This is a genomic window from Paenibacillus aurantius, from assembly GCF_032268605.1.
Lineage (GTDB): Bacteria > Bacillota > Bacilli > Paenibacillales > NBRC-103111 > Paenibacillus_AO > Paenibacillus_AO aurantius.
In genome coordinates, this window is sequence record NZ_CP130318.1 from 4,981,176 (window position 1) to 4,998,304 (window position 17,129).

The 17,129-nt window shown below is 60.1% G+C and carries 12 protein-coding genes; 3 read left to right on the forward strand and 9 right to left on the reverse strand.

Features of this window, described 5'->3' with window-relative positions:
- Positions 1-118: 118 nt before the first annotated feature.
- The 4 genes from MJA45_RS22545 to MJA45_RS22560 form a co-directional block, all read right to left on the reverse strand.
- Entirely contained in the window at positions 119-1,477 is a 1,359-nt protein-coding gene (locus tag MJA45_RS22545) for a hypothetical protein (RefSeq protein WP_315604147.1), read from the reverse strand.
- Positions 1,478-1,606: 129 nt separating this feature from the next.
- On the reverse strand, positions 1,607-4,447 hold the full coding sequence (locus tag MJA45_RS22550; protein ID WP_315604148.1) for a carbohydrate binding domain-containing protein: 2,841 nt from the start codon (positions 4,445-4,447) through the stop codon (positions 1,607-1,609).
- Between the two features lie 225 nt (positions 4,448-4,672).
- On the reverse strand, positions 4,673-5,713 hold the full coding sequence (locus MJA45_RS22555) for an alpha/beta hydrolase family protein (protein WP_315604149.1): 1,041 nt from the start codon (positions 5,711-5,713) through the stop codon (positions 4,673-4,675).
- On the reverse strand, positions 5,710-7,569 hold the full coding sequence (locus MJA45_RS22560) for an NHL repeat-containing protein (RefSeq protein WP_315604150.1): 1,860 nt from the start codon (positions 7,567-7,569) through the stop codon (positions 5,710-5,712). The genes MJA45_RS22555 and MJA45_RS22560 overlap by 4 nt, the downstream gene beginning before the upstream one ends.
- Before the next feature lie 326 nt (positions 7,570-7,895).
- Between MJA45_RS22560 and MJA45_RS22565 the strand changes: the two genes are divergently transcribed.
- A complete protein-coding gene (locus tag MJA45_RS22565; protein ID WP_315604151.1) occupies positions 7,896-8,393 on the forward strand; it encodes an SRPBCC family protein in 498 nt (165 codons plus the stop codon).
- A gap of 136 nt (positions 8,394-8,529) precedes the next feature.
- Here the strand turns inward: MJA45_RS22565 and MJA45_RS22570 are convergent, their stop codons facing one another.
- Positions 8,530-8,754 carry a DUF1128 domain-containing protein gene (locus MJA45_RS22570; RefSeq protein ID WP_315604152.1) on the reverse strand — a complete coding sequence of 75 codons (225 nt, stop codon included), beginning with the start codon at positions 8,752-8,754 and terminating at the stop codon, positions 8,530-8,532.
- Positions 8,755-8,888: 134 nt separating this feature from the next.
- Between MJA45_RS22570 and MJA45_RS22575 the strand changes: the two genes are divergently transcribed.
- Both MJA45_RS22575 and MJA45_RS22580 read left to right on the forward strand, forming a co-directional pair.
- The gene (locus MJA45_RS22575; RefSeq protein WP_315604153.1) at positions 8,889-9,287 is read left to right on the forward strand and encodes a secondary thiamine-phosphate synthase enzyme YjbQ; all 399 of its coding nucleotides are present in this window, start codon (positions 8,889-8,891) and stop codon (positions 9,285-9,287) included.
- Between the two features lie 5 nt (positions 9,288-9,292).
- Positions 9,293-10,309 (forward strand): DUF1835 domain-containing protein, encoded by a 1,017-nt coding sequence (locus MJA45_RS22580; RefSeq protein ID WP_315604154.1) that lies wholly within the window; start codon positions 9,293-9,295, stop codon positions 10,307-10,309.
- Positions 10,310-10,337: 28 nt separating this feature from the next.
- Here MJA45_RS22580 and MJA45_RS22585 read toward each other — a convergent pair whose 3' ends face one another.
- The 4 genes from MJA45_RS22585 to MJA45_RS22600 all read right to left on the reverse strand — a co-directional run bounded on the left by MJA45_RS22585 (position 10,338) and on the right by MJA45_RS22600 (position 16,829).
- Positions 10,338-13,904 carry a CheR family methyltransferase gene (locus MJA45_RS22585; RefSeq protein ID WP_407083068.1) on the reverse strand — a complete coding sequence of 1,189 codons (3,567 nt, stop codon included), beginning with the start codon at positions 13,902-13,904 and terminating at the stop codon, positions 10,338-10,340.
- A gap of 153 nt (positions 13,905-14,057) precedes the next feature.
- Positions 14,058-14,645, reverse strand: coding sequence for a TetR/AcrR family transcriptional regulator (locus MJA45_RS22590; protein ID WP_315604156.1), 588 nt, complete (start codon positions 14,643-14,645; stop codon positions 14,058-14,060).
- Between the two features lie 76 nt (positions 14,646-14,721).
- Complete coding sequence (locus tag MJA45_RS22595) at positions 14,722-15,360, reverse strand: YigZ family protein (RefSeq protein WP_315604157.1); 639 nt, start codon at positions 15,358-15,360, stop codon at positions 14,722-14,724.
- Between the two features lie 113 nt (positions 15,361-15,473).
- Positions 15,474-16,829: a glucose-6-phosphate isomerase gene (locus tag MJA45_RS22600; protein ID WP_315604158.1), complete on the reverse strand. Its 1,356-nt coding sequence runs from the start codon at positions 16,827-16,829 to the stop codon at positions 15,474-15,476.
- Between the last annotated feature and the right edge of the window lie 300 nt (positions 16,830-17,129).

Below are 17,129 nucleotides of genomic sequence, written 5' to 3' on the forward strand. Positions count from 1 at the left end.
AAAAGCCCTGCACCCGGCCGGAATTCCGGCTTGGACGCAGGGCTTTTTCTTAGCGGATCACTTGATAAGGCGGTAACTCGGCAGCACGGCAACTCTGTCTAGGGAGTTGTAGACCGGTCTACCGGAAGGATTCCTCCAGCCGGGCCGCCGCATGATCCTCCAAAAACCGGAGCCGGAACGTCTGCTTGGGACGGCCCTTCGGCACCTTCACATAACCGGACACCTCCACCAAGCCGTGGTCGATCCACTGGGTCAGCAGGCGGTGGGTGGACCGGACCGTGATATCGAGCACCGCGGCCAGCTCCTGGACCTCGTACTCCAGCTTGCCGGTGCGGGCGACGCTTGCCATCAGCCGGCTTAAATAAGCCGAGGTCATCCCCGCCTCTTCGGCCGCCTTCAACAGGGCCCCGTCCGTGACGGACAGGTCATGGTTAAGGGGATCGGCCATTTCGAGCGGACCGATGAGTGTCCGGTCCTCGCGGACGATGAAGCAGGAGCTGCCTCCCGCTTCCTTCGCCTTGCGGAGGGCCGTGCGGGCATGCGTCCCCGCCTCATTGGCCGAGCGGCCGAAGCCGATGCCCATGCTGAGCGAGAGGCCCAGCGCCTTGCCGACCTCCCGGGCCAGCGGGATCGTTTTGTAGCCCCCCGTTTCCCGTTCGAAGATGCCCCGCGTCGTAAAAAACAGGTACTCGTCGCCGCCTACGTGGGTCAGGTAGCCCTCCAACGACTCGGCATAATCGATAAGCATGCGGTGAATGTCGAGCTTAAACCGCTGGATGTCGTGCTCGGAGCTGCGCAGGCGGATCTGCTTGCTGAAGTCGTCGACATTGACCATGCCAACGACGATCTGGGCCTCCTTGCTGCGGCGGGTTTCGGTGGAGAGCAGGGCCCGCTCCAGGGCGACCACGATGTTGGAATCGGTCGGGACGACCCATTCATGAGGGACGCCCTGCTCCCGGAGCGCCCGCGCCACCTCCGGCTCGGTCGTCAAGGCGGCATGGGCCCCCCCGGACCGGCAGGCCTCCGCATGGAAGCCCGCCAGTTCGGAGGCCGAAGGATGCGCCTCTCCTTCGAAGAGAACGAAGCGCAGCTCCTTCTCTCCGATCTCCCCCTTCAGCCGGGATATCGCCTGCGGCGTGAAGGAGTCCACGGAGAGCAGCAGTTCCCCGGCCGGCAGACGGGACCTTACCCGGTACAGGGCCCGGTAAAGCGCCGTATCCGTCAACGGCAGGTATTGAATCGGCTTCGCCGGAGGAAGCTCCTCCTTCAGCCGGCGGTACAGCCCCGGATTGGTAAGCAGAAGCACTTCAATGTCCGGAAGGGCTTCCTGGGCAATTCGGGTAGCCTCCTCTTCTGAGGAGTAAGGCAGGGCCAGCGGACGGAAGGAAGGAAACGAGGCCGAAATGACCTTCAGCACCTTGCTTACCATGGGCTCGGGACCTAGGACGCCGATAGGAATCAAATTATCGGGCGGCATGGATAAACCTCCTGGGGTCAGTAGAGAAATCCTTTCCCGATTTAGAGACAGGGACTTTAAACCGACTTTTTCCCCCATTATAGCCGCTATGCCCCGGGCCGACAACCCCGCTTTCCTTCCCCTTCTCTTTTAGAAGGGGCCCGTCACGAGAAAGGCAACGGGAGCCGACTCCACGGTCACTCCGTTCAAGGTAACCCGGACGAAGATTTCCGTCCTTCCCGGATGCTTGGCTATGACCTTTCCGTCCGGCGTCACCTCGGCCGATTTGGGACGCGAGCTTACGTACTCGATTTTTGCCCCGGACAGCTCGTTCGTGGTGCGCCCTTTTTGCAGCAGGACGTCAAAGCTCACCTTGGCCTCATCCCCCGGATGAAGAAGGGAAGGAGCATCCGTGGAGAGGGTCACCTTCTCGAGCCCCACCACCAGGCTCGGGTCGCTGTATTTCATCAGCTCGCTGCCGTATTTGAAGTAGAAGTTGCCGAAGTCATCCTGAGCGAGCTTCTCGGCGTTGCTTTCAAGCAGCACGGTCATTTCCTTGGTCACGGCGTCGATTTTGATCATTTTGGAAGTGTACGTTTTGTCGGCGACATAGCCGGTATAGATGGTTCCGTACACATTCCCGTCCGTGCCGGTCATCAGCCTCGGGTTGCTGTGCGAGTAGTCGGCCGTCGGGAACAAGTCTTCGCTGTAGATGATTCGGTCTGCTGCCGGGTCATAGACGAACAGGGCTCCTAGAGCCATGCCCCACAGGTTGCCGTCCGGTCCCCAGAACAGGGACGTGACCGCTTTCTTGCCGCTGACCGGAACCCGTTCCGAAAGGATCTGCCCCGTGGACGGATCATACGTTACCAGCTTGCCTTCTCCCCCGTTCATCGCCCCCGTGCCCATGTAAAGCAAGCCGTCCCGGTAAACCAGGCTGTTGATGGAATGGTCGGGGACGAGGTTGCGCTTCACGTCGAAGGTTTTCGTAACCGGGTCGTAGACCGATAAGGCCCCGCCGATTTTGCCCGCAATGGGATAAGAGGCGATGAACAGCTTATTCAGCTCTTCCACCCCTACCATGGAGACGGGACGATCCTGCTCGTCGCCCAGCTGGCCCAGCCTAAGCGGATTTTGGGGAGCCGACGGGTCGGTCCGGTTCCAGGGCTCTTTCGGATCGTATTCAAAAATCGTGGCGCGGGGATAAACGCCTAAGTACATTTTGCCGTTCAGGGAGCCGAAGCCTTCCACCTGGCCGATCGAGGGATACAGCTTGGTCTCGTCCTTGGTCGGGGAATAGATCCCCATCCCGCCGCCCGAAATAAAGCCGGAGGAGAGCATCTGGCCGTCCACGCTTTTGGCGATGTTGAACAGCTCTACGAATTGAGGAGGCAGCGGCAGTTCCGGCGTCTCGAGCTTTCCGGTCTCCAGGTTGTAGTAGAAGGCCCGGCCGCCGTTGCCGGCGAGTCCCACCAGCGTCACGCCCGGATAGTCCGGCGTGTTCAGCTTAACGTATCCGAAGGCGACTCCTGCGCCTTTGACATCAAGGCCAAGAGAGGAATACGTGTCGGTGGCTGTATTATACGCATGGAGCGACCACTGCTGGCGCCCGTCGGGTAGCGTTTCGTAATACGTGTAGAACACCCTTCCGTCCGGCGAAACCGGGGAGAAGCCGCGCGTGTTGTATTGCGCGTTGTTCTTGACAATCCAGCTGTTCGCAGCGGGATCATAGACGAACATGACCGGACCCGGGTCGACCCGGACGAACAGCTTGCCCGCCGTAAATTGAAGATCGTAGACGGACGTTTTGCCGGCAAACTCGGGAGGAGTCAGAGCCGTCTTCTTGCCGGTGGCCAGGTCATAGCGGTACAGCTTCGCCACATCCGCCCCGCCGGCGTACAGCACCTTGTGGTCCGGGTCATAAGCGAGACTCCGGAGATGACTTTCCTTCGAGGACGATTTAAAAGAGGTCAGAATTCTAGATTTGTCCGTCGCGGGATCGTATTCGAACAGCGTCTGCGAATAGCCCGTTCCTCCGTACACCTTGCCGTTCTCGCCGGGCACCAGCACCCAGATGACCGTATCGGTCGGCACCGGCTTGCCGATCGTTCGCATGGTGTCCTTCACCGGATCGTACTGGAACAGCGTGCCGTTCGGGGTGCTGCCGATATACACCTTTCCGTCCGATGCCGTGGTAATCGCCCATGCGGCTGTGACGGGACTGCCGTCCAGCGCCACGAGAGGATGCTGGGCCTTCACTTCCTTCGTCACGACATCCGAAACGACGAATTGGGCCGGATCTCCCTGGATTACCGTATACATGCTCGCCCGTCCGTCCTTATCGGTGCCGTAGGCCCCGGTCATAAGTGTCAGGGAGGTGGACTGCGGCCCGAGATTCGTTATGTAGGACTGCTCCTTGCCCACCTTCAGCGAGGCCGCATCCGCATAGTAAACCCCGGTCTTCTCATTCGGATAATAAAAGGATACCGTTACACGGGCGCCATCCTTCGGAGCGGAAGCGGCCACCCGGAGATCGGTCCACTCGCCCGTTCCGCCCGGAACAAGCCCGCTGACCACGGAGACCAGCTTGCCCTCCCCGTTATAGAACCGGAGGTCCGCCTTGCCGCCCTCCCCGCTTTCACTCTTGACCTTGGCCGTCAGCTCGACGTTCACAAACGGAGTCACCGCTACCGCGTCGCTGACCGCGCCGTAGCTGACCGCAGGAGATGGATCCTCCACCCGCAGGCTTCGTTTGCCCTCGGCATAAACGGAGGTGCTTACCGTGACCGACGATGCCCCGCCTTCCGGTATCCAGCCGGCCGCTTGCCCGTTCGCTCCGTCCGCCTCGAACCCTCCGTTTACGAGGGAATCCAGGGCGGCGGCCTTCGCCGCCGGAAGGCCCGCATTCATCGGCAAGGCCCCAGCCAGCAGAACCGCCGCCAATGAGGCCGACCTCAGCACGGACTTCCAGCTTCCTCTTCTTCCTTTCATGTCCATCTCTCCTCCCATGTAGGTGGTGCCTTATCCGCGAGGCTGCTCCACTTCTCCTGGTCCTTACAGGTCTGTGCAGCCTTTCCCGCGAACAAGACGGCCGGGTAAGTCATAAGACAGCGCTTACATTTCGCGCGGATGCACGACCGGGGGCTTTCTTGCGCCATTCCGGTCGATTAGGATTGTAGCACAGGGGGACGAAATAGACAAGTTGTATACAGGTATTTATTGATGGCCTAGCCAGCGGTCCAGGAACGTATAAGCGAGCTCGCGGGCCTGTCCGGGAAAGTCATGCCCCGCCGCCCCCAGCCAGAATTGGAACGCTTCCGATGCTCCCGCCCGCTTATACAGCGTACCCAGATCCTTCATTCCGGAAACGATCGCTTCCGCGTTAGGAAAGATGCGGTCGTCCATTCCGCTCCACATGAACAGCGGAACGGGGGCCGCCAGTGCCGCAATTTCGTGCCATTCGAAGGGAACCGTGTCCTTCTGAAGCCCCTTGGTGACAGCCGGAAAATGGGAAAACCACTCCCGCTGCCCCCAGCGGTTCGGCTCCGGGTCGCCTGCGAACATAGCGAACCCGCAGGAGGAAACAACCGCCCGGACCCTCTCATCAAGTCCGGCGAGGAACCACCCGTTGTAGCCGCCAAGGGAATGTCCGATGACTCCGATCCGGGCGGGATCGGCCTCCTCCACCGCCCCGAGCACATCCAGCGCCCGCCGGTGATCGGACAGCATTTTGCCGACGGCCGTCCACTTGGGATACCGCTCATAAAAGGGAGCCGTCTGGAAAGGCACGGCTCCCGGGTAAATCCGGCTGCCGAAGCCGATGGAATCGGGAGCGAGTACCACGTAGCCCCGCGATACGAGCTCCAGGCCGTAACGCCGGTTGTCTCTCCCTTCCTTCGTCGCCGTATCGCGGCGCCCGGATTCGGCCGTCGGGTGAAGTGCCAGAATGGCCGGCCGCTTCGTCTTTTCTCCCGATGAATCCCGAGGGAGCAGAAGATAAGCGCCTATGGTATCTCCGTCGTTCGCCGGATACCGGATGTCCAAGCGGGTATGGTCGGCCTCCTCGACCTTCCCGATCACTTCGTAGGGCTTTGGACTGGTGCCGGCAGAGGGGGCAATTTCCGGTTCCTCCCCCAACAGCTCCAGCCAGGCCCGCTTAATCCTTTCCCTCTTCGCGGCCCACTGCTCGTCCGTTTCGATGCCTTGCAGCAGCTGAGGGGGCTGATCCACCTTCAGCTCCGATAACCGGTAGCTCATCTCTCTGTTCCTCCTTGTTCCAATCGGTATCTCCAAAGCTCGCTTCCCGAGCCGTAATACACATAGCCGTTATGAACGGCCATTCCGCAGGTGGCCGGAGCCGGCAAAGACGCCAGAAGCTTAACCATCCCGGTTTCGGGCTCCGCCGCAAAGATCCCCCCGCTGAGAAGGCCCAGAATAACCGGACGCCCGGAAAGCTCAGCCGCCACAAGGCCCTGTCTCACGACCCCTCCCCATGCGGAAAGATCGGTCTGCTGCCGAACCTGTCCCGTATCCGCTTCCATCACGAAATAGACGGAGTCCGAGGTGAGCCCATGAACAAGGTCGCAGGAATCCGTAACCAGCTGGGAAACCTCCCTTGCCCCCGGCACGGGGTACCAGACGGCAGCCGTCTTCCGGCTTCTCCAATCGAGCCGGTAAACGGCTCCCTGCCGGGCGGCCGGGACCCCGCCGCCGGGCGTCTCGATGCTGGTCCCCCCGATCACATCCCCGTTCGACAGGGCGGCCAGCGCGACGGTGCTTTGATGGGGAACCAGGTCCGTATGCGGCAGAAGCTCCACCCTCTCCTCCTCCACCTGGACGATCCCAAGCGATCCGCCTACCGCTCCATATCCGGGAAATCCGCCGTAAAGAACATGCCGGCCGTCCGGATGGGTAAGCGCCGCCCGGGGGCGGTGAATAGCATCATTCTCATAGAAAAGGCGCGGGCTTTCTCCCCGCCCTCTCCCCGGCTCCGGGCCGACCGGCAGGCGGGTATCCAGCTTATACAGCTTCCCGCCCGCATAGGCGGCCCCGAGGAGGACAGGACCTTGGGCGGCATAGGCGCAAATGTTGCCCCCGCCCCCCTTCTCCAGCACCCGGCCGCCGAAGGATTCCAGAAGGCCCTCCTCGGGTCGATACCGAAAGAGATGCATCGGATGGTTGGAGGTGCCGTACAGGCAGCCATCCGGTCCCAGGGCAAGAGGGGAGAGAGCCGTGCCGTTCCCTTCGTAGACAAGGGTAACCGTCCGAGCCTCTCCCTCCCCTTCGATCACCAGCCGGCTGTCGGCCAGCTGCCAGTCAAGAATCCGGCGGCCGCCGGTCCGCGGGCGGTGCAGCTTGTTGTAGCCCGTTCCGCCATAGGCGGACGGGGAAACCTCCGCTTCGCTCACCGGGACCGCCTTTCCTTCGGCCAGCCGGAACCATCGCTTCGGCTCTGAGGCCGCCTCCATCTCCGCTTCGCCTGCGGGCAGGGAGCCATAGACCGCGCCGTCCGCTCCCAGGTGAACCTGGCCGCTTCCCCGGCACGGCGTCCCGCCCCGGAATGTGGACCGGGCTCCATCTGCGGGCCTATAAGCCGCCAATCCGGCGGCTTCGGTTCCCAGTCCCGCATAAAGCCAGCCATCCGCCCCCGCCGCCAACGTCATGGCATACCGGGAACGGTCATCCAGCCGCCCCACCCGAAGACAAGTTCCCGTCTTCGGGTTCCAGCCGATCAGCCGGCAGCCCGGGTAAGTCGTGGCGTACACGGTGCCATCCGGTCCCTCGGCAAAGGCGAAGCCAACGATTTCCTCTTCCGGCTCCGGCCGGAACCAGGCTAGAAACTCTCCCTGCCAAGGATCGAGAATCATCAGCAGGGGCCCCGCTCCCGTCAGGAAGAGCCCGGATTCCGTGCTGTGAGAAGCAAAAGGATAATCGCAAAGTCCTTCCGGGAAAGGAACCTGCCGGCATTCCCCCGTCTCCGGATTCACGATCAGCACGTAACCGCGGGCCGCCAGCACTACCCTTTCTTCCCCGCTGCCGTTCCGGCAGACAGCGCCCGAGCGGGTTTCATCGGCCCGCACCGGGATTCCCAAGCATTCCAATCGTTCCGTCATACCCCATCTCCTTTCCGCCCCAACCGCACGGCGTTACACCCGTATGGTACCTGTCCCGCTAAGGACTGTCAATGGAACAGGCAGGGCCCCCGCCCGGCCTTTCCGGGTGTAATCGTGTGGAACCATTTTTCTGTTTTCGTTATTATAAAAATTCCTTTACAGGTATATTCCATTAATGGTATATTCAAATCAGGATAACGTTACCAGCTATGGAAGTTACGGGATGGCGCGGCCGTCCTGCCCTTCCCCAGATTCACTCCTATGACAACACGTTTGCTCTCATCCTGCTCCACCCATTCTACGATCCCTTTAAGGAGGAATTATCCATGTCCGTAACTTATGCTCTTGAGATTACCCGCGAATTCGCTGCCCCCCGTGACCTTGTTTTCAAAGCCTGGACCGAGCCGGAGCGTCTGGCCAAATGGTGGGGCCCGAAAGGCTTTACCCTGGAAGTGAAGCAGCTCGATCTTCGCCCCGGCGGGATGTTCTTGGGCAGCCAGCGCTCCCCCGAAGGCCATGTCATGTGGGGCAAATTCGTCTATCAGGAAATTACGCCGCCCGAGAAGCTGGTCTATATCCAATCCTTCTCCGATGAAGAAGGCAACACGATCCGCGCCCCGTTCAGTCCCGTTTGGCCGCTTGAAATCCTGAACGACCTGACGCTGATCGAGCACGAAGGGAAGACCACCGTTACGTTCAAAGGCGGCCCCGTCAACGCCAGCCCGGAAGAGCTGCAAGCCTTCGAAGGCATGAAGCCGATGGTGCAGGAGGGCTTCAAGGGAACCTTCGATCAGCTGGACGCTTACTTGGCCGAGCAGCGCTAAGGAAGCCGGATAACCGTTTCGGCCGTAACCTCAACCATAAAAAACACCGGGCGCTGCCGCCCGGTGTCCGTTCTTTCGCCCGTCCCTTCCCGGACGGGCTTATTTGCTGCCTACATCTGGCAATCACCGCGAAGGCTCAGCCTTTTCTCAAGCGGCCCAGCTCGACCACCAAAGCGTCCATCTCGCTTACGCTGAATTGGTTTTTGCTTTGGACGTGCTCGTAGATGTCCAGGAGGTCTTCGTATTTCTCATAATCGAAATGCTCGGCTTTGATGGCGGCGCCGGACGCGACGCGAAGCTTTGTTTTGATCGCCTCTATCATATAGTCTACGTTCTCCAAAGATTTAACGGACAGGTCCATCCTTGTACCCCTTTCCCCACTTGTTCTGGGTTCCATTGTAGCACTCCCGCCGCTCCGCCGAAAGCCCGACCGTTTGGGTCCCCCGTTTCCGCCTGGTATAATAGGGGAAAACCGATGACCAGGAGGGAATGTTCATGCCAACCTTTACTCTGCGCACCACCCGGCGGGACGAAATGATCGACATCACCGCCAAGGCGGCCGCCGCCGTCCGGGAGTCCGGCATCGCGGAAGGGCTTGCGGTCGTTTACTGCCCCCACACGACGGCCGGCATCTGCATCAACGAGAACGCGGACCCGGACGTTAAGCATGACGTGCTCATGCGGCTCGATGAAATCTATCCGTGGGAGCATCCGCAGTACCGGCACGCCGAGGGCAATTCGGCTTCCCACCTGAAAGCCATTACGACCGGCACCTCCCAAACCGTCCTCATCCAAGGGGGCCGGCTCGTTCTGGGAAGATGGCAGGGGATTTATTTCTGCGAGTTTGACGGCCCCCGGGACCGCACCTTCCATGTGAAGCTGCTGGAGGGATAGGAAGGATGAACCCAAGGGTCCTTCATATCGTCAACGGTGATTCGGTCGGAGATAAGCTCAAGAACGTATATCCGGAAGAAACGGTCCTCGTCTGGAGGGAAATGCTGACCGACGGCCCCGTCGCCCTCCGGTTGGAGGATCCGGCCTTCCTCCAGGACCGAGCCCGGTATTTGGAGGAAGCCTTCGGCATTCCCGTCTCCACCTTCCTCGCCGGATGGGAGGAGCAGGAGACCGGGCTTGGACGGGCCGAGGCCTATGACGAAACGGTGCTCTGGTTCGAGCATGACCTGTTCGACCAAGCCATCCTCGTCTACCTGCTGGCCCGCCTGGCCGCCCGCCCGGCCTTGTCCGGAAAGCTGACCCTGGTGACGCTGAACGCGTACCCGGGTCTCACTCCTTTCCTCGGCATGGGCCAGCTGGGCGCAGGCCAGCTCGCCGGCCTGCGGCCGAACGGCTTCGCGGTCACGGCCGCTCAGCTCGACGCCGCCCGCCGGGCATGGGCGGCCTTCGCGGCGCCGGACCCGCGCGGCCTGGCCAGCCTGCTGCGGCAGGACGCCTTGGGCGCGCTGCCCTACACGGCCGAGGCGATGCGGCTGCACCTGCAGCGCTTCCCGGCCGTGCGGGACGGGCTCGGGCTCGCCGAACGGCTTACGCTCGAAGCACTGGAGCCCGGTCCGGCGGCGCCGGCGGAGCTGTTCCGGCGCGTGACGGAAGCCGAGCCCGGCTATGGGCTCGGCGATCTGTCCTATGGGGCGTACCTGGAAAGGATGAGCGGCGGCCCGGCTCCGCTCCTTTCCTGGGACCGCCCCATCGCGCCGCTGCGCTTCGGCAGCCCGCCGCCGGCGGCCTTCCGCGAGGCGAAGCTCGCGCTGACGCCGCGGGCGCGCCGGGTGCTCGCTGGCGTTGCCGATGCGGCGGAGACGCTCGCCCGCGGGCACTGGCTGGGCGGCGTCCGCCAGCCGGCCTCCGGGCCGCTGTGGCGCTGGGACGCCGACGCGGAAGCGCCGGTGCTCCGTCCCTAAGCTTCTGTTCCCCGCCCCACGTAACCTCTTACGATGAAAGAGGCAGCACAATTTGAACCGTCGTTCCTTTACCCAGTTCGCTGGTGATCTGCATTTGGCCCTGATGGTTCTCGATGATTTTGAAACTGACCATGAGGCCGAGGCCCGTTCCTTTTTCCTTCGTGGAGTAGAAGGGCTCCCCCAGCTTGGGGATCTTCTCTTCGGGGATCCCCATTCCCTCGTCGATGAAGAGAATCCTAAGCCGGTTCCCGTCCGCCCGCTCTACCTTGACCTGCAGGCGTCCCCCTTCCGGCATGGCCTCAATTCCGTTCTTGAGGAGGTTGATGAACACCTGCTTCAGCTGGTTCTCCACGCATTGAATGGGTGGAATATCCGGCGCAAACGAGACGTCGATCTCCACCTTGTTCATGATGGCCTGCGTATCCAGGAGCATGATGACATCCTGCAGAATGAGAACGACGTCCTTGCGATGGAAATTCCAGACCTGGGGCTTGGCCAGAACCAGCAGCTCGCTGATAATGGACTCGATCCGGTCCAGCTCGGCCGTCATGATCTGCGTGTAGGTTTTGTTATTCGTACCCGCGTCCAGCAGCTTGGTGAACCCTTTAAGCGCTGTCAGCGGATTGCGGATTTCGTGGGCTATGCCCGCGGCCAGCTGCCCGACAGCCGACAGCATTTCGGATTTGCGCAGAAGCTCCTCGGTGTTCTTGCGCTCCGTAATATCCTGCGACACCCGGAGAACGTGAATGATCTCTCCTTCCGGGTTCGTGATCGGCAGAATGGAGACCCCTTCCCAGAAAGTGTCCCCGTTCTTGCGCACGGTTTCCATCTCTCCGGTCCATTTGCTGCCGCTGTTCACGACCTCCCAGATTTCCTCGTACAGCTGCCGGCTCCCCCCGGGGGCATGCAAATCCCGCAGGCTGCGGCCGATCACCTCATGAGGCGGGTAACCCGTCTGCTCGGTAAAGCGGAGGTTCACATACTCGATGGCGCCGGTCGTATCCGCAATGACGACAATGCTTGGGCTTTGTTCAATGGCATAGGACAGCGTCCGGAGCTCTTCGGCAGCGGATTTGATTTCCGAGATGTCAACAAACGTAAGAATAATGCCCTTGATTACCTGATCCTTCGTGCGGTAAGGCAGAATGTTCATGCTGTACCAGCTGCCGCTTCGGCTCTGAACCTCCCTTTCGAGAGGAATCAGCGTTCGGAACACCTCCTGCGCGTCTCTTACCAGCCCGTCGTATTTCAGATTGTGGGAGATGTGTCCCAAGGGGCGTCCGATGTCCACGGCCATCAGGTTGATTTCCTTGGTAATCACCGGCGTAAACCGTTTGATGCACATGTCGTTATCGAGAAAAATCGTCCCGATTTTCGTGCTGCTCAGCAGATTGTCCATATCGTTGGTGAGATCGGACAACTCCGCTATTTTCAGCTGGTACTCGGTATTGACCGTCACGAGCTCTTCGTTCGCGGACTGGAGCTCTTCGTTCGTGCATTGCAGCTCCTCATTGGATATAACGAGCTCTTCGTTGGCCGCCAGCAGCTCTTCGTTAGAAGCCTCGAGCTTCTCTACCGTATCCTCCAGGCTGTCCTGTGCCATCTGAAGCTCGTGCCCGAGCTCGACGATCCGGTGGTTCATGTCGGCCTGTCCCTCGCTGACGAACCCTTCCGGCTCGGCTGCGTTCTCCAAGCCCTTGGTCGCTTCTTCGAAAAGAAGGAGGAACAGGTCACCGGACGGCTTGTCCATAAAGGGCTTGATGACCAGGCTCACCACCTGCTCCTCCTCTCCGGCTGGAAGGAGGATGCCCGTCAAGCGGACCTCCCTTTTTTCCCGGCGGGCTTTATGAAGCCCCGTTGCCATCAGCGCCGAGAGCCGGGAAGAAGTCAGCTGGTAGAGAAAGCTGCCGGTTCGGGCCCGGCCGGGAAGCAGAAACCGGTTAACCGGCCCGCCCAGGTGGACGACCTGGTTGTTCTCGTTCACCACGAGGCAAGGAGGCAGGTATTGCTCCATAAGCGTTTCGGCCACCCCGTTGGAGGGCTGTACCGGATGGCCCTCCGGCAGGCGGGGGAAAGGTCTCTCCCCCTTCGAACGGATCGGCAGGGGAGTAGGAAGAGGGCCTGGACGTCCGTTGACCCGGGAGAGAGGACCCGCCGGCTTCCGCCGGTAAACGTTCCACCGCCGGTCCTGCACCGTGAAGTGCTCGGCCAGCTTGCCGAGCGATTCACTCGGACCCAGGAACAGGAACCCGTTCGGCTTAAGGGAAAAATGAAACATGGAGAGTACCTTATGCTGCATGGCCGGCTGCAGGTAGATAAGCATGTTTCGGCAGCTGACCAGGTCCAGGTTGATGAAGGGGGGATCCTTGATCAAGTTATGTACGGCAAAAACGACCATCCGGCGAATTTCCTTGCCGATCTGATACGACGAGCCCTTCCGGACGAAAAACCGGTCCAGCTCCCGGCGGGGCAAATACCGGCTGATGTCTTCCCGGTAAATCCCCTGACCGGCAAAATCAATCGATCCTTTGTCCAAATCCGTGGCGAAAATTTTGACACTAAGGTCCCTTCCTTGCTCGTCCAGATAGCTTTTGAACAGGATGGCGAGGGAATAGGCTTCCTCTCCTGTCGAGCAGCCGGCGACCCAGACACGCAGCTCCCTGTGATCGGGCAGCGCGTCCACCAGCTCGGGAATCACCGTAGACCGTATCACCTCGAAGGCTTGCGGATCCCGGTAGAACTTGGTCACTCCGATAAGCAGGTCCTTCTGAAGAGCGGCTGCCTCGTCTGGAAAGGCTTCCAAAAAAGCCATGTAATCCGCCGTGTTCCCTATTCCATGAAGCTTCATGCGGCGTTCCAGCCGCCGGCTCACTCCGTTCCTTTTATAAGAGGAAAAGTCGATGCCGGTCTCGAGCTCGAGCTTCTTCAGCACCTTCTCCTTCTGCCTTTCCTCAGCGTCCATTTCGGATTCCGGGGCGGCTTGGTCCTGGGCTTCCCGTTCCCCGGCGTCTAGTCGCTTCCCGAGAAACGAGGCCATTTCGGCCGGGGGGAGCACGGCATCCACTGATCCCTCCGAAAGATTAATCGACAAACCGGCGTTCCCGTCACCCGGCGCTTCTCCGGCCGGTACCAAAACGAGCCCTCCGGCTTTCTTCACCGCAGCGGCTCCCGCTTTCCCGTCCTCTCCCGCCTCTGAAAGCAGAATGGCCGCCGCCTTCGGCCCGCATTCCTGGGCCAGGCTCGTCAAGAAAAGGTCCACCGGTCGGCGCGGTCCCGGTAAGGGGTGCTCCTCGAGCCATAGGCGGCCTCCCGACAGAGTCATGTCCTTTCCCGTCAGGTTCAAGTAAAGCCGGTTTGGCTCCACCTGGGTCCCGTTCCGGACGGGAAGGGCTTCCCTAGGCGAATGCCCGGCCCATCCGTCCGGCTCCAAGCTCCGGGAATCGGCGGGCAGGCAAGGAACGGCCACGAACGCCATTTCGCTTTCCGTCGGAACCCGGTTCATGAATGCCTCCAGGGCATTCCTCCCGTCTGCCGATACTGAGATGCCCACAATCCCGGAGAGCTGCCGGCTCCTCCGTGGTTCTGCAGTAGACATAGACTCCTACCCCTTTTCGCTTTCGAATTGGGCTTCACCATTATCTTCATGATACACGAAGCGGCCGGCTTCATCTATCCTTCTTACGATGGAACAGAGGAGGCCGGCCCGTCTCGCAGGAGTCGAATCTTGCGGCTGGCAAGAGAAGCTCCATTAAAGAATTCCGCGGCATAAATATCGGACGTGATCCTGGGCAAGCTTCTCCGCATCTTCAAAGGTTTGGCCGAAGGAGATGCAGTAGGTAATGAATCCGTGCATGGACATAAACAGGCTCCAGGGCAGCGAGAATGCCTTCTGCTTCTCATCCGGCCGGCCCGCCAGAACGGAATGGACCGCCTCGGCAAACAGATCGAGACACTCGGCCTGCTCGGTCCGCGAATACTTGCGGAGCTCGGGATCGGTAATCACGAACATGATTTCGTAATGATGGGGATGCTCCAGGCCGAAGCGGATAAATTCCAGCATCATCTGCTCCAGATTGGCCAAGTCCCCCGGCGGGGCCTGGACGACCCACGCCCTTTGCATCTCCAGGAGCAGGTTGAAGTTCTCTTTGACGAGCGTATAGAACAATTCCCCTTTGTCCTTGAAATGGTAATAGAGCGCCCCATGGCTGTACCCCATTCCTTTCGCGATGCTCCTCATCGTCAAATTCCGGTATCCCTGCGTAGCGAACAGCTCTTGGGCCTCGGCTAAAATTCTCTCTCTGCTCAACTCATGGACAACCGCTTTTCTAGGTGACATCGCCCAGCCCCCCGCTCCCTTTACGTTTTCGGTCCTCCGCTGTCATGAACGGCCGGCTTCCTGCTATAACCGGATTTCAAGGAAAGGTCTTATGCCCGATATACTCCGCCTTCCCGGCCGCGATGGTTCCCTGCCCCTGGGTGACCTCCGTCATCCAGGAGACGAACTCTTCCGCTTCCGAGTTAAGAGGAAGGCATCTCAAGGTAACCTTATCCGTGAACTGGGTTTCTCCCAAGAGGGTCCCCCGGAGGCGAAGCTCATGCTCCACTTTGCCAAGCCAGGTATAGTCCAGCTCCACCATCACTTCCCGGTGAAGCACCTGGTTGATGGGCTCCGCCGCCGCAATCCCCGCTGCCGCCCCGTCCGTGTAAGCCCGGATCAATCCCCCCGCTCCCAGCATGATGCCCCCAAAGTAACGGGTCACCACCACGACCGTGTTCTTCAAGCCCTGGTTCTTGATCACTTCCAGAATCGGCTTTCCTGCCGTTCCGCTCGGCTCCCCGTCATCCGACTGCTTCTGGCATTCGTCCCGTTCCCCGATCCGGTAGGCCGAGCAGTTGTGGGTCGCCGCGCTATGCTCCTTCTTGATCTCCGCAATAAACCGGACGGCTTCCTCTTCGGTGGATACCGGCTTGGCGAAGCCGATAAACCGCGACTTCTTGATGACGAGCTCGGCCGCCCCCCGGCGGCTTACCGTTTTGTAATATTCTAGCATTATTCCTCCTCCATCGCTATAGCGAACAGCAGCCAACTGGCTCACTTAAGATAAAAGAAAGCGATCCATCGGGAAGATGAATCGCTGATTTATTCTGTGGATGGGTGACACGCTTACGAATTCAAGCGGGCTTCCAGACGGGCCTTCTCTTCTTCATAGCCCGGCTTGCCCAGCAGGGCGAACATGTTCTTCTTGTAGGCTTCCACGCCCGGCTGGTCGAACGGGTTGACCCCAAGCAGGTAGCCGCTCAAGCCGCACGCCTTCTCGAAGAAATAGACGAGATAACCGAAGGTGTAAGGAGACAGATCGGGAATGGTGACGATCAGGTTAGGCACTCCCCCGTCGGTGTGGGCCAGCATCGTACCCTGGAACGCTTTTTTGTTGACGAAGTCCATCGTTTGGCCGCTCAGGAAATTCAAGCCGTCCAGGTCGTCCGGATCGGTACCGATGACAATCTCTTCCGCCACCTTCTCCACTTGAATAACCGTTTCAAACAAGTTGCGGGTGCCTTCTTGAATGAACTGCCCCATGGAGTGCAGATCGGTGGAGAAATCGACGGAGGCCGGGTAAATCCCTTTGTTGTCCTTGCCCTCGCTCTCGCCGAACAGCTGCTTCCACCACTCCGAAACGAAATGAAGGGACGGCTCGTAGTTGACCAGAATTTCGGTCGTCTTCCCTTTCCGGTACAGGGCGTTGCGGACCGCCGCATATTGGTAGGCCTGGTTGTCGGCCAGATTAGGATTGGCGTATTCCATCATCGCGTCGGACGCCCCCTGCATCATCGCGTCGATATCGACTCCCGCCGCCGCGATCGGAAGCAGCCCTACCGCGGTCAGCACGGAATAACGTCCTCCCACATCATCGGGGATAACGAAGGTTTCATAGCCTTCTTCCGAGGCCAGCTTCTTGAGAGCGCCTTTTTCCTTGTCGGTGGTGGCATAGATGCGCTTGCGGGCGCCCTCCTTGCCGTATTTCTTCTCCAGCAGCTCGCGGAAAATGCGGAAGGCGATGGCCGGCTCCGTGGTGGTTCCGGACTTCGAGATGACATTGACGGAAACGTCCTTGCCTTCGAGCAATTGCAGCAGGTGGGAAACGTACGTCGAGCTGATGTTGTTGCCGACGAAGTAGACTTCCGGCGTCTTCCGGGAGCCTTTCGGCAGCAGATTGTAGAACGAGTGCGTGAGCATTTCGATCGCCGCGCGTGCGCCCAGATAGGAGCCGCCGATCCCGATGACGACGAGCGCGTCGGAATCCGACTGAATGCGCTTGGCTGCTTCCTGAATGCGGCCGAATTCTTCCTTGTCATAGTTCAAGGGCAAGTTGATCCAGCCGAGGTAATCCGAGCCCGCTCCTGTCCGGTTGTGCAGCTGCTCGTGCGCCAGGCGCACGGCTCCTTCGAAATACTCGATTTCATGACGGTTTACGAACGAAAGCGCCTTGCTGTAATCGAAATTCAGCTTCTTGTTCATTGCTTGTCCTCCTTACGGAAATGGATGATAACGGCGGCCGTTACCGGTGCGGGATCCCAGCGGACCGGGGCTCCGGCTCCTTGTGAAAGTTGTTACTTTCCGATCTTTAAGTAAAGCCTATGCTAAGGATACTGATCTCCGGCAAGAAAATCAAGCGGCCGGTTTCCCCCTTTGCCGGCCTAATGCTAGAATAGAACCTGGAGCTCTAGTAAGACAGAGGCCGTCCTCCGGCGGGTGTGACAGCAGGCCTGGTGCCTTACCCGGTGACCAAACCCTATTCTCGGATAAGGCACTAAGAGA